Raw genomic sequence first — 22,868 nt, 5'->3', positions numbered from 1 at the left:
TGCTGTTTAATTGTTTCTTGCCTTGCACCATAATTTGAAAAATTTAAAATCATGGTGCAAAGGTACGAAACTTTATCTAGGCGCACAATACGGCTTTCACCGAATAGTTACGTTACTACGTCGAGGACGTAGGTTTTCCTACATCGGGACGTAAGAAGCGCTACGTCGGGACGCAATTAAAAGGGCCAGATTGCCTCACGCAACCTAGCCCCTTGTACTTAAACCAATTATAAAACTAAGAGTAAATAAAAACACTCCCTATTACTGAACAAACTTCTTTCCATTCTTAATAACAACGCCCTTATAAGAAGCGTCAACCTGCTGACCATCAAGATTATATATCTTTGTAGACTTAGCAGGAGTAAGGATCATAGCGTTGGAAATGCCGGTAGAAGGATCCTTAGCAGCCTGAATCAAATTGACTGCAGTAACAATAATAAAATGTCCATTTACAAACATACCGGTCTCCTTGAGTTTAGCAACATCCTCTGCATTCAAGACAATCTTATAAGATGTACTACCGCTAGCAACAGAAGCACAACCGTACTCATTCAAATCGCCCTTGTTAGAAGACAACGTTTCCTCTGTACCAGAGAAGATTGTTTTAAACTGCCACCAGGTTTCCTTTGTATTAGTATCGGTAGTATAAACAAACTCCAACTTGTCGCCAGCGGAAGCATCAGCAAATTTTTCAGCAGGAACATTGAAACCTTCTGCCCAATTACCGAAAACACATTCGCCACTCCAAATCTGAGTAGAAGCAGTTGCTACTGTACTTTCCAATTCAACCTTGGAAACTACAACACACATACCTTGTACGAAAAAGCTGGTAGCCCCCTTAAACTGCTCCAAAGCCTTATCGGTAATTTCAAACTTCGCCTCGCCTGGTTCCTTTAAACCTACAGCTGAAGTACCTTCCATGTCTACCCAACCGCCATCAGCGCCGCTATTAACTTTCAAGAATACCTGAGAGCCCCACTCCCACGCACTATTAATAGAAGCATCAACTTTAGAAACTGTAACTACGATGTTATCGCCAGCCTTGGCTGTAGCGAGGTTGGACAGTTCAACACCAATATTAGGCCAGGTTGCATCCATTATCTGTTCACCTTCCCACAATGTAGTTCTACTTTGTGCAAAAGAACAAACTGCAGCAAAAGCTGCTACCATAAGAGTAAAAACTTTTTCATAAGCTTAAAAATTAAATAGGTCTATAATATTATTGTTAATTGTTATCTGATGCAAAGATAGGACATTTCCGCCAAAAAGCATGATACTATCATTGCAGATGCTGATACTTTTTTACCAATGTTTCATCAGGTAAGTTTTTAGTTGCTTTCCCCCTGCCAATCCGAGGCTCTGAGAGCCCCGGATATCATGGTTTAGGATAGATTTTGTGATAGGTTTCCATACCTATCTCAGCTCCATCCATTACACCTTTAAATATATAAGAGTCGGAGACTACTTCCTTGGCACGGTTGAAGAGCGTCATGTGAGGAAGAGGCTGCACGTTGATGTCCCAAACGTATGGAATGAGACCGGCCTTCAGCATCTCGGCAGTAACGGAACTGTACCATGCCATCATACTCTCATCATGCAGTTTCTGATTTCCCCCATAAAGGGAAGCATCCTTGCGGTTGGCACCATATTCACCGATGACAACGGGATAACCCTTGTCCACGAACTTCTTCTTCATCTTCATCACCAGGTTGGTAATATGCTGATAGGCATCCACATTCTTATTGTTATACGAGATGGTGTTGACGGTGCGTCCCTGATCGTCAGCAGGCGCATGTCCCTTCCAGTAGAGTGCCACCTTGCCCCAATCGGCATCCTTGTCCATCAGGGTGAAGATATATGGATCATAGAAATGTACCTCTGCCATCAACCGGTTCTTTGCCGAATCCTTGAGACGGGCAATATCATAGGTATCCTTCTCAGCCAGATCTATCTCCGTCTTCGGACCCTGCATGATGAGTACACGTTTGGCATTCTTGCCACCGGTAGAACGAACGGCATCCAGGAACACCTGCTCATATTCCAGGAGTCTGTCGGCAAACTCCTTGCTGTCGGGAGCCAGCATTTCTCCCTTTGCCTGCGGACTTGCTCCACCTACTCCAGGTTCATTCAATGCCGCAAAGAGTAGGCGCTGATCATAGTCCTTAAACTGTTTGGCAATATTGACCCACAATTTGCGATACATCTCCTTACATTCTGAAACATTCGCCAGATTGGTAAAAGCATCATGCTCCATCCAACCACCATCCCAATGTTCGTTGATGATGACACAGAGTCCGGCATTGAGACCGTAATTCACAATCTCCTTGATACGAAGCATCCAAGCAGGGTCTATCGTCATCTTCTCCTTGTCTACAATATGACCAGCCACCCAAGAGGTGGGAATGCGAAGGCTGTTAAATCCCTGCTTCTTCAAGCTCTGGATATAACTTTCAGTTGTCTTGTCATTCTGCCATGAAGTCTCCGACTTCAAGCCGGCGTTGTTGGTAAAGATATCATTCCAATCGCAAGCTTCCATCGTATTACCAAGGTTGACGCCTGGCGCCATATAATGCGCCAACTGGGCTGCAGTAAGTCCCATCTTCGTCATACGTCTATCAGCAGGTGCCACTTGTGCACTAGCCCATGCAAACTGGGCAGCTGCCGCCAAAATCATAACTATCTTTCTCATGTTAATTATATAAATTGTTATAGTTCTATGTAGTTATGGTGCAAAGATAAAGAAAAAACGGCTACACCTATGTAGTAATTTGTTAAACAGATACGTACAGAATGTTACAAGGGCATATTTTTGTCTTTTTGGGGAAAAAATTGCTACACAAAAAAGGCGCACACCAGAGAAAGACTCTCCGACATGCGCCCGGAACACTTATGCCAAACCCAAAAACTTCACATAACTTTCTTTATTTAACAGGCCAAGCGGCTGCCTTCACAGCCTCCTGAATACCCTCCAACATATTGGCATTGCTGACTGATGCACTGGCACGGTTGAAGATGGTCATACTTGGGAATCTACCCAGTCGGTATCAAGCAAATCGCCATTGGTATCATAGATACTCTTGTACTTACTCCAGTCGTAGGCGTTCTTACCCGAGTTGATGGCAGCACCCGTCACCAGCTTTTTCTTCACAGCCATTCTTTTACCCTTTCCGAAGAGAATGAAAGGCAATCAGCCCCTTCATTGGGGCTCTTAATATGAGAGCAATCTTCAGGTGATGTTCATCTTCCATCACGTTTCTGAGAGGCGATTCGAAATAGTGGGCAATGCTTCCCACAAACCCTACTTCCTGATTTTCGCCCAAAGAAGCATCCCAAGCTTTCACTCCCGACGTCAACCTGCTGATGTCCTCAACGCTGGCCTTCACATAATCAATATAAGGAACTAGATTGTTACGGTAAAACAAGTCAAAGCTACTTAATATCATCCGGTAGAGCGCCATGGCTTCGTTCAGCTCATCGCTACCGTTTTCATGTTTCTCTCCCTCGGCTATCTGCTGGGAAATAAAAGGACAGATAGAAGCCAGAAAGCGATTGGCTAAAGGCTCTTTATATACCTTATTAATAATAGTAGGGTAATCAAGTCCTGACCATGCCAGATATTTCTCCTTGAGAGAAGCAGGAAGTGTTCCCTTGAAGATACCATTCAGAAACAGCTTACCCAATACAGCTCCACTACCCTCATCCCCCAGGATGTAACCCAGCGGCGGAGTATTCATAACGATGTTCTTTCCATCATAAAGACAACTGTTGGCACCTGTACCCAAGATACAGGCAATACCCGGTTTATCACCAAACAGAGCACGAGCAGCACCCAACATATCACCTTCCACTTCTACCCTAGCTTCCGGGAAAGACTGCTGCAACAAGGACTGCATACGAGGTTTCATCGCCTCAGTTACACCACTGCCATAAAAGAACACTTCCTGAGGCTGCTCGTTCAACACTAGTTTATCACAGAGAATCTGCAATATGTCAGCATCACTCTGATGAATCGGATTGATGCCTTGAGTATTACAAGTCATCAACACATCCCCCTGGTCACTTATCAATGCCCAATCGGTCTTGGTACTACCACTATCTGCTATCAGTTTCATCTTCGACTATTCTATTAATCAATACTATTTCTTCCTTAGAACATTCATCCAAGTAACTTCTAAGACACTGCAAATTTACAGAATTTCATTGAAATATCATCATAATAAATTGAAAAAGATACGCCCCAAAAGATAATATCTCAAAAAAGGTTCATGAATCTTTGCTTTTCTCTTCTTTTTTTAATAACTTTGCAGTCAATAACAATAAAACACGTATAATTATGGCAACATTCATAGCAGGACCATGCGTCATCGAGTCGATGGAACTACTGGACACAGTAGCTCAGGAACTCGTTCGCATCAACCAGAAGTTAGGAACCGATATTATATTCAAAGCATCATTTGACAAGGCAAACCGAACCAGCATCCACTCTTTCCGTGGTCCTGGTATGGAAAAGGGTCTACAGATGCTCAGCGATATCAAGTCAAAGTATGGACTTCGCATCACCACAGATATTCATGAAAGTTATCAGGCTGAGGCTGTAGGCAAAGTATGCGATATTCTCCAGATACCAGCCTTCCTCTGCCGACAGACCGATCTTTTGGTTTCTGCTGCTAAAACGGGTAAGATTGTCAACATCAAGAAGGCACAGTTCCTGAGCGGAAGAGATATGAAATATCCTGTAGAAAAAGCCTTGGACAGCGGTGCCAAGGAAGTATGGCTCACCGAGCGCGGCAACTGCTTCGGCTACAACAATCTCGTGGTTGATTTCCGTAATATCCCTGATATGAAGGAGATTGTTCCTAATGTCATCATGGACTGCACTCACAGTGTGCAGCGACCAAGCGCTGGCGATGGCAAAACCGTGGGCGACCGCAAGTTCGTACCAGCCATGGCCATGGCAGCCAAGGCATTCGGCGCAACCGGTTACTTCTTTGAGGTACACCCAGACCCTGATCAGGGAAAAAGTGACGCTGCCAATATGCTGGAATTAGACAAGCTGGAGGCTCTCATAGCTGATTTGCTCGCTTAACAAAGTATATTAATTTACTTGTCTAAGTATATTAATTAACTTGTCTAAGTATATTAATTAACTTGCCTAAGTATATTAGTTTACTTGTCTAAGTATATTAATTTACTTGTCTAAGTATATTAGTTTACTTGTCTAAGTATATTAATTAACTTGTCTAAGTATATTAGTTTGCTTGTCTAATATATTAGTTCCATTCAATAAAGAACATTTATTTTAGAAAATAATGAGTCACAAGATAAACGATATTGACAACATGACAGTCCGCTCGTATGGAGAGCAAGCCCTTCGTGACGAAGCTCAAGCCATACTCGATCAAATTTCCTATATGGATAGTAATTTTGAGAAGGCAGTAGATATGATGTATCATTGCGAAGGAAAGATTATCGTAACCGGTGTAGGCAAAAGTGGACACATAGGTGCCAAGATTGCAGCTACTCTGGCATCAACAGGTACACCTGCTTTCTATATCAATCCTCTGGATGTATATCACGGTGATTTAGGCGTAATGACAGATAAAGACGTAGTTCTGGCACTGAGCAACAGTGGCCAGACCGATGAGTTGCTTCGCTTCATTCCAATGGTACTCCACATGAATGTGCCTATTATTTCGATTACGGGAAATCCCAATTCCCTGTTGGCGAAATATTCCAATCACCATATCACAGTAAAGGTAAAGAAGGAAGCTTGTCCGCTAAACCTTGCTCCAACCAGCAGTACCACTGCGGCTTTGGCGATGGGAGATGCCTTGGCAATAGCCCTGATGCAGGTACGCCACTTCAAGCCGCGCGACTTTGCACAGTTCCATCCTGGTGGCGAATTAGGTAAGCGCCTCCTGACTACCGCAGAAGATGTGATGCGCAGCGACGATATGCCAATCATCCCTAAGGAGATGCACCTGGGCGAGGCTATCATCCACGTCAGCAAGGGCAAACTGGGATTGGGAATCTCGCTTGATGAAGACAATCGTGTCATCGGATTGATTACTGATGGCGATATCCGCCGTGCCATGGAGAAATGGCAGGCTGAGTTCTTCAACAAGACGGTGAACGACATCATGACCACCACTCCTAAGATGGTGACTCCGAAGACCAAGATTTCGGAAATTCAGCGCATTATGCATAAGTACAAGGTACATACAGTACTCGTAGTAGATAAGGATAATCATTTGAAAGGCATCGTTGATCACTATGCCTGCATGGTGTGATTTTAATTAATAATTTATAATTAATAATTTATAGCAAATAGATTATTAGGAGTTGACATGAGACTCAGAGAGATAATAACAACGATAACACTGATGCTTGCCAGTTCGCTGTGCAGCGCACAGACCAGCGATTCATTGATAGTTAATCAGCTTCGTGGGAAAGGTGTGAGTTTTTCTCACGATAATTCTGTTACGCTCCTGATGAGCGGACAGGAGAAATTTGATGATATGTTTCAGGCAATCCGTCAAGCCAAACACAGCATTCATCTGGAATACTTCAACTTCCGCAATGACAGCATCGCCTCCCTACTCTTCGACCTCCTGGCTGAGAAGGCAAAGGAGGGTGTAAAGGTAAGAGCCTTGTATGACGGATTCGGAAACTCATCCAACAACAAGCCATTGCGCAAACGGCATCTCAAGAGAATACGTGCCAATGGCATTGAAATATATGAATACAAGCCGGTTAAGTTTCCATGGGTACATGCCATCTTCAACCGTGATCACCGTAAAATCGTGGTCATTGATGGACAGATTGCATATACAGGAGGTATGAACGTTGCCGACTATTATATCAATGGGACAGAAGTAGTAGGCGAATGGCATGACATGCACTGCCGCATTGATGGTAGCGAGGTGAATACCCTGCAAAAGATATTCCTCAAGATGTGGAACAAGGTTAGCGGTCAGCATATTGACGGCGAAGAGTATTACCGCAAGGAGAAAAAAGATTATCTGGTAGAGAATCTCAAACCCGACACCACTGCTACCGCCTATCATAAAACGGTAGGCATCATTAACCGTGAGCCCCATATCACCAAGGATATCATCCGTTATTTCTATGTGAACGCCATCAACGACGCACAGGACAGCATCAAGCTCATCAGTCCTTACTTCACCCTAAGCCACAAACTGAAGAAAGCACTGAAGAATGCAGTAAAAAGAGGCGTAAAGGTAGAAATCATGCTCTCTACCAAGAGCGATATTCCATTGACTCCAGATTGCGGTTTCTATAATGCCCATAAGCTGATGAAGGCTGGTTGCCATGTATGGATGTACACACCAGGCTTCCATCATACCAAGATTATCATGGTAGATGGAAAGTTCTGTACGGTGGGCAGCGCCAATCTCAATGCCAGAAGCCTTAGATGGGATTACGAAGAGAATGCTGTAATTGTAGACCCTTACACTACAGACCAGCTGGTAAAGCTCTTCGATGGAGAGAAGAAAGACAGTTTCCTGCTCAACGAAAAGAACTGGAGAGAATGGCGCACGGGGTGGCAGAGATTCAAGGGATGGTTTGCAGCCACCTTCCTGACCCCTTTCCTATAAATATATAAAAAAGAAGATATAATGAATGAAGAAATGATGAAAGCAATGGCAGGGAAATCAATGCCCGAACTAGCCATTGTAGATAATAATACGCTGGCAGCATTGGGACTGAAAAGTCTGCTGGAAAGCGCTATTCCGATGGTAAGAATCAAAACCTTCGGTACATTCGGTGAATTTGAATCGAGTGTACCCGAGCGATTCATGCACTATTTTGTAGCAATGCCTATCGTATTAGCGCATCGCTACTTCTTCATTGACGAAAAGCATCGCCATCATACCATCGTACTGACTCCCAGTTTCGATCCCAACTCGCAACTGCAAGGTTTCCACTGTATCTGTACCAACGTACCAGAAACGCAACTGATCAAGGAACTGATGAGTCTGCAACATTCAGGTCACCCCCATGGTGAACATATTCCGATGATGGGCGACTCATCTCCAAAAGAAAAAGTGTTGACTGATAGAGAAATCGAAGTTCTGTCCCTGATAGCACAAGGCAAAATCAACAAAGAAATTGCCGATCAACTATGTATCGGACTCACTACCGTGATTACTCATCGCAAGAATATCCAGGAAAAATTAGGAATTAAAAACGTTTCTTCACTCACTATCTATGCCGTGATGCATGGATATGTGGACATCAACAAAATCTAAACGAGCAAAATTATCCTCTTAAATGGTGACGACAAGATTCCACATACCTAAATATAATGATAGTGCCTTCCTCACAGCTTGTGGGGAAGGCACTATCATTTTATAAAAAATAACATTTCAATGATGACTGTTCCTAAGGAAAAACTAGAGTTTCACAGTAGAAATGTCAACCAGATTGTTCACGATGGCATAAATTGTCAAGCCTGCAGGAGAATGAATCTGAAGCTTTCGGGCGATATTTCTGCGGTGAGTGATTACCGTGTTGATAGATATAAAAAGATGATCCGCAATCTCCTTATTGGTCATACCCTGAACCAAGGCTACAATCACATCTTTCTCACGATCGCTCAACTGTTCATCGCTCATCGGTGTCTGGTTAATCATGTTCGAAATCTTTGCACTCACATCATTCTGCTTCAATTTAAGTTCAGCATTTCTCACGGCAGGAATAAAGATTTCTTCCTCCACCTCAGAGTGATGCTTCAACCATACCTCATTGTTATATATATCATAGAGGGTAGCACTCAGCTGGTTGTTATGCAGTCCATCCGAAGGCAGATACTTGATGATGATGCTCTTCAACTCCTTCAACTTTAAGTCCACCTGAGCATGATGCTTCGAGAAGGTCTCTATATCGAAGTTCGCACTGGCATTACCATCGATAAGTGTCTGAACATAAGGAAATACCATCTTTTCCTCATACTTCATGTGATTGGTGATGCTATGGGCATAATCATCATAAAGCTTGAGGATAAGGCGTGCCAGATTATCCTTTTCATCCAGCGCTTCAACCAGTTCCTTACGGATCAACGGCAACTGGAAATCTATGTAATAGGCATGCGATGCTTTGAGATAATGCAAGAGGGTCGGCAGCGACAGGCGGTCGGCATTGTCATACTCCTTGTAACCATTAATCGTCAGGTTTACCACGGACAGGAAAGTATAGGTATCCACCTTCTGCTCGTCGCAAACTTCACGCACAGTCTTGTCGCCAAAGCCCAGGTTGATGCCGAAGCTACCGAGGCTCTGCAAGATATTGTAATTGTCTCTAATGATGCTGATCATCTTGTCGTCAGCTTCATACATCTTCTGATTTTTCATCTTCTTTTATCCTTAAATGAAAACATCCTTGTATCAAGAACATTCATAATGTTTCTATTTCGGCTGCAAATATACTAAAAAGTTTTGAAACTCGCAATACCTAGAAATGGGGATGCCACTGTTTACCGATTTTTAGGTATTGCAAGATTTTTTAAAACTCCGTACCTTTGCACCCGAAATCGAGAAAGAGCGCAGTGATGATTGCCACTCCCGAGCGGCAGAGCTGCGTAATTCCTTATTAAGCTATAGGGCTTTAAGGAGATACTAGGCCTCTAAAGTGTCGAGACCGCAAACAGACATCTGCGCTCTTTTCTTTATTATACTAAGGATTATACGATAACAATAAATTCAAAATAATAAAGATGAACAGTTTAAGAATTGGATTGATGTCCGCTGCCCTGGTTGCCGGTTTGGCAACGGCAAGTGCACAAACTGTGGCTACCGATAGTGTGATGCAGCATGTAAACGGCAAGCGCCTCAGCGTAGGTGGTTATGGCGAGGTTGCCATGAGCCATTGAATTTCTTCACTGTTTATCGTCCTGAAGGTGAGAATACGGTTCTTCCAAGCACCTGGCATCAGACAGGTGTCAGTTTTTGGGGACGTACCAAGGGTTGGAGATATGAATTGCAATTCCTGGCAGGCTTGAACTCAGACAACTTTACCAACACAGGTTAGATCAATAAGGGACCAGGCACTCCTACCGAAGGTGAAATTGCAATAAAATATGGTACAGCCCTCCGCATCGACAACTACTGCATCAAGGGCTTACGCATCGGTCTGAGCGGATACTATGGTCATGCCATCGGCAACTCTTATCCAAACAACAAGGATGGAGCAGAATCTAAGTACAAAGGTGTGGTAGCTATCGGAGCCATCGACTTCACATACAATAATTATAACTGGATTGTACGCGGTCAGGCAGACTATGGTTACCTGAGTGATGCAAAACAGTTGAAGTACTTTACTAATCGTCTAAATGGTCTCTCTCCATTCCATCACTCAGCATTTATCAGCAAGAATGCTTTTGCATACGGAATCGAGGCTGGCTACAATGTTTTCTCACAAATTGAAAAACTCCGTCAGGACAACCAGAAGCTGTATCTCTTTGACCGTTATGAGCACTATAATCCATACGCTTCCAAAACCAAAAATACATCATACGACTACACAAACGTACAGCGTATGGCAGTTGGTATCAATTACTATCCAGTAAAACAGATTGTAGTAAAGGCAGAATACCATCACAGAGGCTCCACGTAAGGGTCTTGGCCCAGCATGGGTTCGCAGCAGTTGTATCCACTGCCATCCTAACTATGGTCATGGTAAGTTCCAGAACCAGTATCAGGCAGACCAGTTTGGCAACGGCTATCTGCTCGTAATTTATCACCCTACAGCAGGTACTACCGCTGACGGAAAGGCTTACGCAGCAGAAAGTTTATCAGAATGAGGCGGAACACGTAGAGTTGAATCCAGGCATGTGGGACAAGGCAAAGAATGATTGGGCTTCAGGTGCCTGGTACACTTTGGCAGATGGAACCAAGAAGGTGAAGAAGTTTACCTATGCCATGACCCGTGCTTCCCTGCAGGATGGAACAGGTGCCAATGCCATATGGAACATCACCAACGTAACACGTTCCGACCGTCATTACCTCTATACCAGTCCAGCTTGGGCAAAGTATCAGAGCGAAGACCCAGAAGTAATCAGTTATATCAAGAAGCATGGTGCTGACGAATCTTCTGTACTCCACCCATACTATGCAGATGGAACTGACGAAGGTATCAAGGAGAGAGTAAACGAGATTCTGAGCTGTAACAATGCAGCCAAGTCAGCTACTTTCGAGAAATACCTATTGAATGGTGCTCCTTACAATGGCGAGGAAGAGATGAGCGACAAGGATTACTATGACTTCATGGTATGGCATCGTGGTCTGGCAGTTCCTGCAGCTCGTAACCTCGACAACGCACAGGTTCAGGAAGGCAAGAAGCTCTTCACCCAGTGGGGTTGCGCTACTTGCCACAAGCCATCATGGAAGACTGGTTCTGACAACTATTGGGTAGATAATGCTATCAAGGCTTACGCTAAGAGCATTGGTCAGGATCCTAACACCATGTTGCCAAAGTATCCAAACCAGACTATTTATCACTGGTCGCAGCGACCGTTTGCACGACTGCCGTGCCCGCAACGTAGTAGAGTCTATCATGTGGCACTGCTATGACAAACGCAGTGATGCTTACAACTCAGCCCTCAACTTCTATAATGCAACCAAGGAAGAGCGTGATGCTGTAGTGGCATTCATCAATGCTATCTGAGCCTTTACATGAAGAAACAAAAATAAGAAAAGCTGCCAGGCTATCAAAAGCATTTGGCAGCTTTTTTTATCAGAATCTACAAATATACGGATTATCTCTTGCTCGTCTCCGAATAATATCGTATTTTTGCAACGGAAATTCTATCAAGATTCCAACAAAGTATGGTTAAAAAGATTATATTCATTCTTTACATCCTTGTGCTCGTATGCATGGCAGCCGCCACCATCGTGGAGAAAAGCCAGGGCACGGATTATGCCCATGCCCACTACTATGGGGCATGGTGGTTCATTCTTATCTGGGCAGTACTTGCTGCCCTCGGTGCTTTCTACATCATCAAAAGAAAAGTGAAGTGCGCTTCTACATTGGCACTCCATCTCTCCTTCATCATCATCCTTGCCGGGGCATTGCTCACACATATATCGGCTAAACGGGGCATGATTCATCTGCGCATCGGTCAGCCTACAGATACTTATATGGCTCAGGATGAAGAGCAGGGTATGAAGGAAGAGAAACTCCCTTTCTTGCTATGCCTGCAGAAGTTTGAAGCGAAGATGCACGATGGAACCAACGCCGTGGCTGACTATTCTTCAAAATTCACTGTAATAGACGGAGATGAAAAGAGCGAAGGCGAAGTTTCGATGAACAACATCTATTCCCACCGGTCTTACCGTCTTTATCAGTCATCTTACGATGAAGACGGCAAGGGAAGCGTGCTCGCCATCAATGCCGATCCATACGGCATACCAGTCACCTATACTGGCTATGCGCTGCTCTTCATCTCTCTGGTATGGATGCTCATCGACCCTAAGGGCGGTTATCGCAAACTACTGAAGAGTCCTTTGCTCAAGAAGGGAGCCTTGATGGCAGCACTCATCCTCAGCATGGGCAATATACAGACACTGCATGCAGAATCTGCAACAGGCAATCTCCAAAATGCTGTATTGCCAAAGGAAACTGCAGAGAAGTTTGGAGAGCTTCATATTCTCTACAACGACCGCATCTGTCCGGTACAGACCTTTGCCCTCGATTTCTGCAAGAAGATATATGGATCCAGAAGCTATCAGGGATTGACTGCAGAACAGGTACTCTCTGGTTGGGTATTCTATGGAAATACTTGGGCAAACGAGCCTTTCATCAAGATCAAGAGCGGAGAAATGAAAACGGCGATGAATCTGCCCGACTATGCTTCGCTCAATACTTTCTTCAATCGTGAGATGGGGGGCTACACCATCGGACAGTATGTGCAGGAATACTACAATGGCCAGCAGGACAAATTCCACCAGCAAGCCGCTGATATCGACAGCAAAATACAAATCATCATGGAATTGCGGGAAGGTAACTCATTAAAGGTTCTTCCCTATACCTTTACCAAGAACGTGAAGGCTACCAAGGATCATTCTTTCATCAAGGCTGGCACCACCACTTGGTTCGCTCCTGTAGATAAGTTGCCACTTGCAGTAGAGTATCAACATGCACTCTATATCAAGAATGTATTCTCATTGCTTTATGGCGATGTGCAAAAAGGTAACATGGATCGTGTGAACATCTTCTTCGACAAGATGCTGAAATACCAAGAGGTAAGTAGTGGAAGTTCTTTGCCGTCAAAGATTCAATACCAGGCAGAACGAATCAACAATGACTTTCCTTTCGCTACCATTCTATTTATGGTGAACCTTACATTGGGTTTCATCGCCCTCTTCTACACCATCTATCGCATGACAAAAAATCGCCAATTAAAGGCTTTGGACATTACCTTACCGATATTGCTCTGCATATCCTTCCTTGCCTTGACATTCGGTTTGGCTTTGAGATGGATTATCAGCGGAAACGTACCATTATCCAATGGCTATGAGAGCATGCTCAGCGTGGCATGGCTTGTGTTGCTAATCTCCATCTTCATGCAGTTCCGCATCCGCATCGTGATGGTATTCGGATTCATGCTATCAGGTTTCTTCCTGCTCGTAAGCCACATCAACCAGATGGATCCTGCCATCGGACAGATGATGCCCGTACTGAACAGCCCGCTGCTCAGCATTCATGTAAGCATCATCATGATGAGCTACGCCCTTCTGTCGCTAACCTTCATCTGTGGCATTATGGGCATCTGCATGCAATCTCATGCAGAGGAACTACAGACTTTGAGTCGCATATTCCTCTACCCTGCCCTTACTGCCATGGGATTCGGCATTTTCATCGGTGCCATCTGGGCGAATGTCAGCTGGGGAAACTATTGGAGTTGGGATAGCAAGGAGACATGGGCACTCATCACCTTCATGATTTATGCTGTGGTGGTACATACACAAAGCTTGCCGGTCTTCCGCAAGCCGCTGGTGTATCACATCTATATCACCCTGGCTTTCATGAGCATTGCCATGACATACTTCGGAGTAAATTACTTCCTTACGGGTATGCACTCATATGCATAAAAAATGCAATAGGCTTCAATGGCAAATGAAGCCTAATACATTGTCCAGTGAAAGTAGTTGCATGTACTCATGCAACTACTTTCGTTTTTGATTGCTTCTTCTACCATATTTTATTCCACAAAAACAGATCGCCAAAGACTGTAGCGGGCTTCGGGATTCAACTGCTCCAACTGCTGGAAGATGGCTTGCATATCCGAACGGCGGGTAGTCTCTTCGTAAGGACACAACGTCTTCTGCTTAGTGAAATGCAACTCTTCTGCCACCTGACGGATATCCGCCTCATGCACCAGACAAAGGGGGCGGATGATGGTGAGCGGATAATGTTTTAAAGGAAGACTTGGTTGCATCGTGGAATGTAAACCCTCAAAGGTAATATTCATCAGAAGCGTAACGAGGATATCATCCATGTGATGGCCCAAGGCTATCTTGTTAAAACCATTATTTACCGCAAACTCGAAGAGCGTCTTGCGTCGGTTCCAGGCACAGAGGAAGCAACGGGTCTTGCGGGAATCGGTGGATTCATCGAAAGAACTGTGCAGAATATGGAGCCGGATGCCATTCTCATCACAGAAATCCTGAAGATAAGAGCGGTCAGTCTCGTAAGGAATATTATCCATGATGATATGAGCTGCTTCCACTTCTATATGCGGTTTGAAGATACGGGCACGCTGAGCCAGCAGCCTAACCAGTTCCAGGGAATCCTTACCGCCACTCAAAGCAATGAGAATGCGATCACCATCTTCCAGAAGATGATAATCCACACAGCCCTTGTTGAAACGCTTTAATACTTTCTGTTCTGCCTTTATCATATTATTTAGAAAAAAAAGCCGTACCCTATAAAAAGAGCACGGCTTTATCAAGATACATTCCCCAACCAACGGTAAGGAAACGACAATTTAAACTTCAATATTCTCAAAAATTACTTAGCGTAAGCTACGCTACGTGTCTCACGAATGACGGTAATCTTAACCTGACCAGGATAAGTCATCTCATTCTGAATCTTGGTAGCAATCTCGTCTGAGAGCTTGATACTCTGCTCATCAGTCATCTTGTCTGCACCAACGATAACACGAAGCTCACGACCAGCCTGGATAGCATAAGTCTTGGTTACACCAGGATAACTCATGGCAATTGCCTCCAGATCGTTCAAACGCTTGATGTAAGCCTCAACAATCTCACGACGTGCACCAGGACGGGCACCAGAGATAGCATCACATACCTGAACGATAGGAGCCAACAAGGTGTTCATCTCCATCTCATCATGGTGAGCACCAATGGCATTACAGATATCTGGCTTCTCCTTATACTTCTCAGCTATCTTGGCACCATACAATGCGTGTGGCAACTCACTCTCCTCATCAGGTACCTTGCCAATATCGTGCAAAAGACCGGCACGCTTTGCCTTCTTTGGGTTCAAGCCCAACTCAGAAGCCATGACAGCACAGAGATTAGCAGTTTCACGAGCATGCTGCAAAAGGTTCTGACCATAAGAAGAACGATACTTCATCTTACCTACGATGCGAATCAACTCAGGATGCAAGCCATGGATGCCGAGGTCAATAGCAGTACGCTTACCAGTCTCGATAATCTCATTCTCCAACTGCTTCTTCACCTTGGCAACTACCTCCTCGATACGGGCTGGGTGAATACGACCGTCAGCAACCAACTGATGGAGAGCCAGACGGCAAACCTCACGACGCACTGGATCGAAAGCAGAAATAACGATAGCCTCAGGAGTATCATCCACTACGATTTCTACACCGGTAGCAGCCTCCAATGCACGGATATTACGACCTTCACGACCGATGATACGGCCCTTCACCTCATCGTTATCAATATGGAATACACTGACAGAGTTCTCGATAGCAGTCTCCGTAGCCACGCGCTGGATAGTCTGGATAACGATTTTCTTAGCCTGCTGGTTAGCATTCAGCTTAGCATCATCAATAATTTCATTGATATAGCTGGCAGCATCAAGACGCGCCTGATCCTTCAAACTCTCCACGAGACGATTCTTAGCTTCCTCAGCGCTCAATCCGGAAAGTTCTTCCAGCTTAGCCTGCTCCTGCTTCTGCATCTTCTCAAGTTCCTGCTGCTTGACAGTGAGAAGTTTCTTTTCATTATCAACACGCTGCTGATACTGATCAACCTCCTGCTTGCGACGACCGAGATCCTCCTGACGCTGGTTGAGAGAGATTTCGCGCTGTTTAAGTTTATTCTCACTCTGCTGAATACGGGAATTGCGCTGCTGCACTTCCTTCTCCAACTCAGCTTTCTTATTGAGGAACTTCTCTTTCACTTCGAGAAGTTTTTTCTCCTTTAATACTTCTGCCTCTTTATTGGCAGTATCAATCATTTCATTATATTTTCCCTTGATAACATAACGGAAAATGAAAAAGCCCACCGCTCCACCAAGGCAGAGACCGACTAAGGCTGCTATAATTGTTACCATCATTATTTATATATATTTATTAAAATTCACTCAAAGTTAGCTGCTTATTATTTCAGAGCGTCTTCTATCTCGGCAGTCAACTTCTCAAGAATCTCATTATAAGGCTGGGTATCATTCTTACCCTCTTCCTTTTCATATCTCAGCGCCACATCAAGTAGTGCCATATACAAAATCTCCTTGTCGCTCTTACGGCCTTTATAGATTTTTGTATATGAATTCACTATATCGTCAATCAATTTTGCAGATTTACGATAATACTCCTCATCCTCTCTAGGTATTCTTACCGAGAGGTCAGTATCATAGACATGTAACCTAATCTGTAACTTGTCTTGTGTTTGATCTACCATCGGTCCGATTATTTATCGCTCAGTAGCGTAATACATTTATTGACATCTCGGATAAGCTTGGCGATACGTTTCTGAGTAGTTTCAATATCTGCATCAGAAATCGTCATCATCTTCGCCATCTTCAAACTGTCGTAATCATGCTGCGCCTGAGTCAACTTATCCTCCAATTCCTTTATTTTGGCATCACGCTCATCCACCATGGCATAAAGCTCCGTATTCTCCTGCTTGACCTCGTCAAACTTGAGAATCATCTGCCTTACTCTCGTGGCAAACGTATTGATTGTTTTCTCATTTGCACTCATGCTTTTTTGTTTTTGGCTACAAATTTAAGAGAATAATTTGAAAAAAACAAATTTTCTACTATCTTTTTTAAAATTTAAAGGGATTTACTTACTTTCCCATCTTTTGCTTTGCCTTTTCAACATCTTCATCAGATGGACGTGGCTCCTTCTTTGCAAGCATCAATACCTGAAAAGCAAAATCTGTCACCCACTGCTGGCTGAAAGCTAATCGCTTGTTGAATTGGCGCAACTGGAACACAGTCTTCAATGTGCTGGCATCGCTGTAATCATTCTTGTTGAAGATATCATCTACAGTCTTTGCTGTCAACTTGTATAAAGAATTTTTCATAAAGCTAGGCAAGCGCAGCTTGAACTTCATCAAGTTGCCCATCAGCATCATCAAATCCTGGGTGAAGTTCTGGAACTGGATGAGATACACATTCACATCCTGCAGTTTCTGACAGTTCTTACGGATACTAGAATCAATCTCCTTGAAGAAAGAATCATCAGTATCATAGATATTCTTCATCATTTTCTTAACCTGCGCCTTCTCGCCGATACCAAGACGATTGTTTACAGTTGGAACATGCAAACTGGTCTTGAACACTCGCAAGTCTGGCAACATTGCCAGATTAGTAATACCTAATTGAGAAGCCAATGCAGCCTGGAAGTATACACGGACCAGCGTCATGTAATCTTCCATTCCACCTACTTTCTTATCGTCATTTTTATGACTGAATAGTTTTGAAAATATTCCCATTCTTATTTCGTTTTATACTTTAATGTTTTCAATTGTTCTGCAAAAATACAATAAAATCACTAAATATCAAAATCAAAGGGGCGTTTTTTCTTCATAAATATGTTTTTTCTTGGAAAAACAACGATTTTATCGATTTTGCTATTCAAGTTTCAATTATTTTTAGTACCTTTGCCACGTTAATTAATATTTGTGTTCCAACAGAGAAGATATATGAAGGGAATAGTTTTAGCAGGCGGGTCTGGCACCAGACTTTATCCAATCACTAAAGGAATCAGCAAACAGTTGATTCCCATATTCGACAAACCGATGATATACTATCCGGTATCAGTTTTGATGCTGGCTGGAATCAAGGATATTCTTATTATTTCAACACCATTCGACTTACCTGGTTTTAAACGTCTCCTTGGAGACGGAAGCGATTTAGGAGTACATTTCGAATACGCAGAACAACCATCTCCAGATGGATTGGCACAGGCTTTTATTATCGGTGAGAAATTCATCGGCAATGATAATGTCTGCCTGGTATTAGGCGACAACATATTTTACGGTGCCGGATTTACCGGACTTCTCAAAGCCAGCGTAAAAGCTACAGAAGAAGGATTGGCAAGTGTCTTCGGCTATTATGTCAATGATCCGGAAAGATACGGTGTTGCTGAGTTTGACAAAGAAGGCAATTGCCTCAGTATTGAGGAAAAACCCAAACATCCAAAAAGCAATTACGCGGTTGTAGGACTCTACTTCTACCCAAACAGTGTGGTAGATGTTGCCAAGCATATCAAGCCAAGTGCACGTGGCGAGCTGGAGATTACTACTGTCAACCAACATTACTTGTCAGACAACACACTTAAAGTAAGAACTCTCCAAAGAGGTTTCGCCTGGTTGGACACCGGTACTCACGACAGTTTGTCAGAAGCAAGTACGTTCATTGAAGTGATCGAAAAGAGACAGGGACTGAAAGTAGCATGTCTGGAAGAAATTGCATTTAAACAAGGTTGGATTAACAAAGAACAGCTGTTGAAACTTGCAGAACCTATGCAAAAGAACGGATATGGAAAATATTTGCAGGAACTAGCTTTGGGCAAATAATAAAAATGAATCTATCAGTATTCTTGCCACTTTCATAGAAGTGGTTGGGATAATATATAATAAGGTATAATTCAAATAACAACATTAAAAGAATAATGGAAGAGAACTAGAACTTACAATTAGAAGGCGCAGTTCAGGAACAGGAAGAGAAATCTGCCATTGACTTTCAGTTGATTTATACAAATCTGATTCTCAACTGGAAATGGTTCGTACTCTCTCTTATCGTTTGCCTGGGCTTAGGCTATCTTTACCTGAGATATGCTACTCCAGCCTATCAAGCATCTACCAAGGTACTCATTAAAGACGATGATGACAGCAAACGCAGAGGTAGTTTGGGTAGTAGCATGATTCAAAGTGCTGCCAACCTCGGCTTTATGTCAAACTCTAATGGTATTGATAACGAGATTGAGATTTTGTCGGCTCATGACTTGGCTCAACTCGCAGTTCACGATATGAAAATATACGTTAACTACTATCATAAGAGCGCTTTCAAGGACCCTCTGGTATATAAAGAGCAGGAAGTATCAGTAGACCTGGATCTGCCACATCTCAAGAAGCTGAACGCTCCTATCAAGCTCAGCATCGAAAAGGAAGGTACAAAGTATCACGTCAAGGGTACATACAATTTACCTATTGATGCTTTCTCTTTCGAAAAAGAGACCAGTGAATTTGAGAAAACTTTCGACCGTCTGCCAGCAACTATCAGCACAAGAGTGGGTACGCTGACCTTTACTCCTAGCAAGATTTACAAACTGGAAGATGGAGAAGTACTGAAAGCTGTCATTGTCTCTCCGGAAATGGCTGCCAAGCAGTATACAAAGAACCTGACTGTCAGTCAGACATCCAAGACTACAACGATTGCAGAACTCGTATTGAACGACGAAAACCCTCAGAGAGCTTTAGACTATCTGAATACACTCCTCAAGGTTTACAACCGTCAGGCAAACGAAGACAAGAACGAAATTGCCTACCGCACAGAGCAATTCATCAACAACCGTTTGCAAAAGATCAATGCGGAGCTGGGCAATACAGAAGGACAGCTCGAAAGCTACAAGAAGCGCAACAAGGTGATTGAGATGAAGCTGAACGCTACAGCTACCATCGCAAACTCTGACGCTTATGCTCAAAAGCTTCAGGATGCCAATACCCAGGTAGAATTGCTGAACGAGCTTGGTAAGTACATGAACGAGCCAGGTAACAAATATCAGCCTATCCCATCCAACGTAGGTTTGACTGATGAAAGTTCAACAGAACTCATCAACCAGTACAACAAAATAGCCCTGGATCGCAACAACGCCTTGCATGCAGCCAGCGAGACTTCTCCTACAGTAACTCCTCTGACCGCACAGTTGGATGCACTCACAACATCTATCAAACGTGCCATGAGACAAGCTAAGCTGGGCATGGAGATACAGCGCAACAGCATCGCTAAGCAGGCTGCAGAATATGCAGGACAAATCGGCAACTCACCAGAGCAGGAAAGAGTTCTGACACAGATTGGCCGCCAACAGGAAGTAAAGTCTGGTCTTTACCTCATGCTGCTTGAGAAACGAGAAGAGAACTCTATCTCCCTGGCTGCAACAGCAGATAAGGGCAAGATCATCGATGCACCTTCCTTTATCGGCAAGGTGAGCCCAAAGAGCTCAATCATCATGCTCATAGCATTGGTTCTCGGCTTGGCAATTCCTGCAGGCATCCTCTTCCTTATTGAGTTCTTCAAGTACAAGATTGAAGGTCATGAAGATGTCATTAAGTTGACACAGATTCCAGTCATAGCAGACATCCCTGTTGCCAGTGATGCTGCCAAGAAGGAAGGAAAGGCAGATATTGTGGTTCACCAGAATGTCAACAACCTGATGGAGGAAATCTTCCGAGGCTTACGTACCAATATTCAGTTTATACTGAAGAGCGATGAGAAGGTGATAATGTTTACCTCTTCTACTTCAGGCGAAGGAAAGACATTCGTAGCTTCAAACATCGGTATCTCCCTCGCCTTGTTAGGCAAGAAGGTCATCATGGTGGGTCTTGACATCCGTAAGCCGCGTCTGGCTGAGTTGTTCCAGATAGACAACCACCATAACGGTATCACCAACCTGATTGTACGAGACCACAACTCTTGGGAAGACATCCAGAACCAGATTCTCTCATCTGGCGTAAACAGCAAGCTCGACCTTCTGATGGCTGGTCCTGTACCTCCTAATCCAGGTGAGTTGGTAACAAGAGCAAGTCTTGACGACATCATCAACCAGCTGAAGCAGCATTACGACTATATAATTCTCGATACGGCTCCTGTGGGTCTGGTAAATGATAGTTTGCAGCTCGGTCGTCTGGCAGACCTCTGCGTATATGTTTGCCGTGCAGACTATACTCCAAAGGCAAGCTTCGGAATGATCAACGGCTTGAGTGCCGAAAACAAATTGCCTAACATGTGCCTCGTGCTCAACGGCGTTGACCTCTCAAAGAAGAAACACAGTTTCTACTACGGAGTGGGCAAATATGGCAAATATGGCAAGTATGGTAACTATGGAAGCTATGGTTCATACGGAAAGTATGGAAAGTATGGAACTTACGGACAGTATGGTAGCTACGGCAACTATAGCAACAGTCATTACGGCAATGCCAACGACACAAGTATCAAGAAGTAATTGAATATTGAATCATTAAACTATTTATATAAAGAGAGTCTTTCTATATTTTTTATAGGAAGACTCTTTTAGATTAAAAGATATAAAGACTATGGCAACAATAGCAGTAGATTTTGACGGTACTATCGTAACCCATGAGTACCCAAAGATTGGTACAGAGTTACCTTTCGCAACAGAAACATTGAAGATGTTGATAAAAGACCACCACAAACTCATTCTCTGGAGCGTACGCGAAGGCAAGCTCCTGGATGAGGCTGTAGAATGGTGCAGAGAGCGTGGAGTTGAATTCTGGGCTGTCAACAAGGACTATCCGGAAGAAAGTCTCGAGAACAACAATCACTTCTCTAGAAAGCTGAAGGCAGACTGGTTTATCGACGACCGTGGTATCGGTGGACTGCCAGACTGGGGAGAGATTTATCAGATTATCACCAACCATACCAACTACCGCAGAGTATTAAAGCAGAAATACTGCGCAGAGCAGGAGACTCCTAAAAAGAAACACTGGTGGAGTCGCGGATAATCCAACAGTTCCAACCAAGTCCAAAATATGACAGCGGGTGTATCACTCTTAAAGTTGATACACCCGCTGTCTTTTTATCTCACAACAGATGGAAGACAAGCGCACATCAGCTGTCAGACGACCGCACAACAGCTGTTGTGCGGGTGCATAACAGCTGATGTGCGGACGAGAGAGCTAGCTTCTAGAAGAACTATACCTATATAACACGACAACTTTTCCTATCTAACCGAAAGACTATCTCTGTATAAAAGGAAAGCCATTCTGAGAGAAAAGAAACTGCTACTCAGAAAGAACAAAGTCCTATACGGTATAAGGAAAGCCATCAACGTCAAAGAACAGTCAAATCGGGTAGGAGGTAAATGCTAATCATAAAAGGCATTTGCCTCCTATTTTCACATTTACCGACCTCCCCCACCACCGTACGTGCGGTTCCGCATACGGCGGTTTCGTGCTTTCTCATCTTGCGATGTGTGGCAAGTTGTTTTCAGCTATCCCTATGAGTAGCATCACTTCTATCCTATTGTCGGATTCCGTCCTATCGTCTTGGATAGAGAGTTCCTTTCGGACATCTGATGAGGTGTCTCACAAGGTAACATTCATTTACTATTGCACTGCACGATTCAGTCCTTCCCTATAAGCACACGTGCCTTGGGTACTATGACCTCT

General features: G+C 43.7%; 22 protein-coding genes. 12 read left to right on the top strand and 10 right to left on the bottom strand.

Translation table 11 applies throughout. The annotated features are described in order from the left end of the window. Window positions 1-261: 261 nt before the first annotated feature. The 4 genes from ACTQ53_RS02425 to ACTQ53_RS02410 all read right to left on the bottom strand — a co-directional run bounded on the left by ACTQ53_RS02425 (window position 262) and on the right by ACTQ53_RS02410 (window position 4,112). Window positions 262-1,170, bottom strand: a complete 909-nt coding sequence (locus ACTQ53_RS02425; protein WP_441931888.1) for a hypothetical protein — start codon at window positions 1,168-1,170, stop codon at window positions 262-264. Between the two features lie 205 nt (window positions 1,171-1,375). Next, window positions 1,376-2,689, bottom strand: coding sequence for a glycoside hydrolase family 5 protein (locus ACTQ53_RS02420; RefSeq protein ID WP_441931887.1), 1,314 nt, complete (start codon window positions 2,687-2,689; stop codon window positions 1,376-1,378). A 327-nt stretch (window positions 2,690-3,016) separates the two neighbouring features. Next, window positions 3,017-3,154 carry a hypothetical protein gene (locus ACTQ53_RS02415; protein ID WP_294972014.1) on the bottom strand — a complete coding sequence of 46 codons (138 nt, stop codon included), beginning with the start codon at window positions 3,152-3,154 and terminating at the stop codon, window positions 3,017-3,019. 4 nt (window positions 3,155-3,158) lie between these two features. Further along, window positions 3,159-4,112 carry an ATPase gene (locus ACTQ53_RS02410; RefSeq protein ID WP_217760370.1) on the bottom strand — a complete coding sequence of 318 codons (954 nt, stop codon included), beginning with the start codon at window positions 4,110-4,112 and terminating at the stop codon, window positions 3,159-3,161. A gap of 221 nt (window positions 4,113-4,333) precedes the next feature. On the opposite strand from ACTQ53_RS02410, the gene kdsA reads away from it, so the two are divergent. The 4 genes from kdsA (at window position 4,334) to ACTQ53_RS02390 (ending at window position 8,273) form a co-directional block, all read left to right on the top strand. Then, complete coding sequence (gene kdsA, locus ACTQ53_RS02405; protein WP_153125882.1) at window positions 4,334-5,086, top strand: 3-deoxy-8-phosphooctulonate synthase; 753 nt, start codon at window positions 4,334-4,336, stop codon at window positions 5,084-5,086. A gap of 223 nt (window positions 5,087-5,309) precedes the next feature. Beyond that, the gene (locus ACTQ53_RS02400) at window positions 5,310-6,290 is read left to right on the top strand and encodes a KpsF/GutQ family sugar-phosphate isomerase (protein ID WP_295346271.1); all 981 of its coding nucleotides are present in this window, start codon (window positions 5,310-5,312) and stop codon (window positions 6,288-6,290) included. Between the two features lie 57 nt (window positions 6,291-6,347). Next, window positions 6,348-7,619, top strand: a complete 1,272-nt coding sequence (gene cls, locus ACTQ53_RS02395) for a cardiolipin synthase (RefSeq protein ID WP_441931886.1) — start codon at window positions 6,348-6,350, stop codon at window positions 7,617-7,619. Between the two features lie 21 nt (window positions 7,620-7,640). Beyond that, window positions 7,641-8,273, top strand: coding sequence for a response regulator transcription factor (locus ACTQ53_RS02390; RefSeq protein WP_294972027.1), 633 nt, complete (start codon window positions 7,641-7,643; stop codon window positions 8,271-8,273). A 144-nt stretch (window positions 8,274-8,417) separates the two neighbouring features. Here the strand turns inward: ACTQ53_RS02390 and ACTQ53_RS02385 are convergent, their stop codons facing one another. Next, on the bottom strand, window positions 8,418-9,374 hold the full coding sequence (locus tag ACTQ53_RS02385) for a LuxR C-terminal-related transcriptional regulator (protein ID WP_294972030.1): 957 nt from the start codon (window positions 9,372-9,374) through the stop codon (window positions 8,418-8,420). 362 nt (window positions 9,375-9,736) lie between these two features. Here ACTQ53_RS02385 and ACTQ53_RS02380 point away from each other — a divergent pair, with 362 nt between their 5' ends. The 5 genes from ACTQ53_RS02380 (at window position 9,737) to ccsA (ending at window position 14,111) form a co-directional block, all read left to right on the top strand. Then, window positions 9,737-9,892 (top strand): hypothetical protein, encoded by a 156-nt coding sequence (locus tag ACTQ53_RS02380; RefSeq protein WP_441931885.1) that lies wholly within the window; start codon window positions 9,737-9,739, stop codon window positions 9,890-9,892. After that, a complete protein-coding gene (locus ACTQ53_RS02375) occupies window positions 9,889-10,050 on the top strand; it encodes a hypothetical protein (RefSeq protein ID WP_441931884.1) in 162 nt (53 codons plus the stop codon). Before ACTQ53_RS02380 ends, ACTQ53_RS02375 begins: the two co-directional genes overlap by 4 nt. Before the next feature lie 180 nt (window positions 10,051-10,230). Beyond that, the gene (locus tag ACTQ53_RS02370; RefSeq protein WP_441931883.1) at window positions 10,231-10,635 is read left to right on the top strand and encodes a hypothetical protein; all 405 of its coding nucleotides are present in this window, start codon (window positions 10,231-10,233) and stop codon (window positions 10,633-10,635) included. A 215-nt stretch (window positions 10,636-10,850) separates the two neighbouring features. Continuing rightward, the gene (locus tag ACTQ53_RS02365) at window positions 10,851-11,591 is read left to right on the top strand and encodes a di-heme oxidoredictase family protein (RefSeq protein WP_441931882.1); all 741 of its coding nucleotides are present in this window, start codon (window positions 10,851-10,853) and stop codon (window positions 11,589-11,591) included. Between the two features lie 255 nt (window positions 11,592-11,846). Further along, window positions 11,847-14,111, top strand: coding sequence for a cytochrome c biogenesis protein CcsA (gene ccsA / locus ACTQ53_RS02360; protein WP_441931881.1), 2,265 nt, complete (start codon window positions 11,847-11,849; stop codon window positions 14,109-14,111). Between the two features lie 110 nt (window positions 14,112-14,221). On the opposite strand, the gene ACTQ53_RS02355 is transcribed toward ccsA, so the two are convergent. From ACTQ53_RS02355 to ACTQ53_RS02335, 5 genes are all read right to left on the bottom strand, one after another. Beyond that, window positions 14,222-14,920 (bottom strand): tRNA 2-thiocytidine biosynthesis TtcA family protein, encoded by a 699-nt coding sequence (locus ACTQ53_RS02355; RefSeq protein WP_441931880.1) that lies wholly within the window; start codon window positions 14,918-14,920, stop codon window positions 14,222-14,224. 110 nt (window positions 14,921-15,030) lie between these two features. After that, on the bottom strand, window positions 15,031-16,566 hold the full coding sequence (rny, locus tag ACTQ53_RS02350; protein ID WP_294971458.1) for a ribonuclease Y: 1,536 nt from the start codon (window positions 16,564-16,566) through the stop codon (window positions 15,031-15,033). Between the two features lie 44 nt (window positions 16,567-16,610). Then, window positions 16,611-16,910 carry a cell division protein ZapA gene (locus ACTQ53_RS02345; RefSeq protein WP_218415721.1) on the bottom strand — a complete coding sequence of 100 codons (300 nt, stop codon included), beginning with the start codon at window positions 16,908-16,910 and terminating at the stop codon, window positions 16,611-16,613. A gap of 8 nt (window positions 16,911-16,918) precedes the next feature. Then, window positions 16,919-17,212 (bottom strand): hypothetical protein, encoded by a 294-nt coding sequence (locus ACTQ53_RS02340; protein ID WP_153125846.1) that lies wholly within the window; start codon window positions 17,210-17,212, stop codon window positions 16,919-16,921. 88 nt (window positions 17,213-17,300) lie between these two features. Next, a complete protein-coding gene (locus ACTQ53_RS02335) occupies window positions 17,301-17,951 on the bottom strand; it encodes a hypothetical protein (protein WP_217760389.1) in 651 nt (216 codons plus the stop codon). 210 nt (window positions 17,952-18,161) lie between these two features. Between ACTQ53_RS02335 and rfbA the strand changes: the two genes are divergently transcribed. The 3 genes from rfbA (at window position 18,162) to ACTQ53_RS02320 (ending at window position 22,202) form a co-directional block, all read left to right on the top strand. Further along, a complete protein-coding gene (rfbA, locus tag ACTQ53_RS02330) occupies window positions 18,162-19,037 on the top strand; it encodes a glucose-1-phosphate thymidylyltransferase RfbA (RefSeq protein ID WP_153125842.1) in 876 nt (291 codons plus the stop codon). Window positions 19,038-19,207: 170 nt separating this feature from the next. Next, window positions 19,208-21,682: a GumC family protein gene (locus ACTQ53_RS02325; RefSeq protein WP_441931878.1), complete on the top strand. Its 2,475-nt coding sequence runs from the start codon at window positions 19,208-19,210 to the stop codon at window positions 21,680-21,682. Between the two features lie 91 nt (window positions 21,683-21,773). Next, entirely contained in the window at window positions 21,774-22,202 is a 429-nt protein-coding gene (locus tag ACTQ53_RS02320; protein ID WP_295346283.1) for a BT0820 family HAD-type phosphatase, read from the top strand. Window positions 22,203-22,868 lie beyond the last annotated feature (666 nt).

It is taken from the genome of Prevotella sp. Sow4_E9_plate, assembly GCF_052116205.1.
Taxonomy (GTDB): Bacteria; Bacteroidota; Bacteroidia; order Bacteroidales; family Bacteroidaceae; genus Prevotella.
Note: the sequence above shows the minus strand (reverse complement) of the source record. Positions and strands in the feature narration are given on the sequence as shown.

Excerpts from the sequence above, each read along its gene's own strand:
- ACTQ53_RS02425 (WP_441931888.1), bottom strand. The coding sequence starts at position 1,170 with ATGGTAGCAGCTTTTGCTGCAGTTTGTTCTTTTGCACAAAGTAGAACT.
- ACTQ53_RS02420 (WP_441931887.1), bottom strand. The coding sequence starts at position 2,689 with ATGAGAAAGATAGTTATGATTTTGGCGGCAGCTGCCCAGTTTGCATGG.
- ACTQ53_RS02415 (WP_294972014.1), bottom strand. The coding sequence starts at position 3,154 with ATGGCTGTGAAGAAAAAGCTGGTGACGGGTGCTGCCATCAACTCGGGT.
- ACTQ53_RS02410 (WP_217760370.1), bottom strand. The coding sequence starts at position 4,112 with ATGAAACTGATAGCAGATAGTGGTAGTACCAAGACCGATTGGGCATTG.
- kdsA (WP_153125882.1), top strand. The coding sequence starts at position 4,334 with ATGGCAACATTCATAGCAGGACCATGCGTCATCGAGTCGATGGAACTA.
- ACTQ53_RS02400 (WP_295346271.1), top strand. The coding sequence starts at position 5,310 with ATGAGTCACAAGATAAACGATATTGACAACATGACAGTCCGCTCGTAT.
- cls (WP_441931886.1), top strand. The coding sequence starts at position 6,348 with ATGAGACTCAGAGAGATAATAACAACGATAACACTGATGCTTGCCAGT.
- ACTQ53_RS02390 (WP_294972027.1), top strand. The coding sequence starts at position 7,641 with ATGAATGAAGAAATGATGAAAGCAATGGCAGGGAAATCAATGCCCGAA.
- ACTQ53_RS02385 (WP_294972030.1), bottom strand. The coding sequence starts at position 9,374 with ATGAAAAATCAGAAGATGTATGAAGCTGACGACAAGATGATCAGCATC.
- ACTQ53_RS02380 (WP_441931885.1), top strand. The coding sequence starts at position 9,737 with ATGAACAGTTTAAGAATTGGATTGATGTCCGCTGCCCTGGTTGCCGGT.
- ACTQ53_RS02365 (WP_441931882.1), top strand. The coding sequence starts at position 10,851 with ATGTGGGACAAGGCAAAGAATGATTGGGCTTCAGGTGCCTGGTACACT.
- ccsA (WP_441931881.1), top strand. The coding sequence starts at position 11,847 with ATGGTTAAAAAGATTATATTCATTCTTTACATCCTTGTGCTCGTATGC.
- ACTQ53_RS02355 (WP_441931880.1), bottom strand. The coding sequence starts at position 14,920 with ATGATAAAGGCAGAACAGAAAGTATTAAAGCGTTTCAACAAGGGCTGT.
- rny (WP_294971458.1), bottom strand. The coding sequence starts at position 16,566 with ATGATGGTAACAATTATAGCAGCCTTAGTCGGTCTCTGCCTTGGTGGA.
- ACTQ53_RS02345 (WP_218415721.1), bottom strand. The coding sequence starts at position 16,910 with ATGGTAGATCAAACACAAGACAAGTTACAGATTAGGTTACATGTCTAT.
- ACTQ53_RS02340 (WP_153125846.1), bottom strand. The coding sequence starts at position 17,212 with ATGAGTGCAAATGAGAAAACAATCAATACGTTTGCCACGAGAGTAAGG.
- ACTQ53_RS02335 (WP_217760389.1), bottom strand. The coding sequence starts at position 17,951 with ATGGGAATATTTTCAAAACTATTCAGTCATAAAAATGACGATAAGAAA.
- rfbA (WP_153125842.1), top strand. The coding sequence starts at position 18,162 with ATGAAGGGAATAGTTTTAGCAGGCGGGTCTGGCACCAGACTTTATCCA.
- ACTQ53_RS02320 (WP_295346283.1), top strand. The coding sequence starts at position 21,774 with ATGGCAACAATAGCAGTAGATTTTGACGGTACTATCGTAACCCATGAG.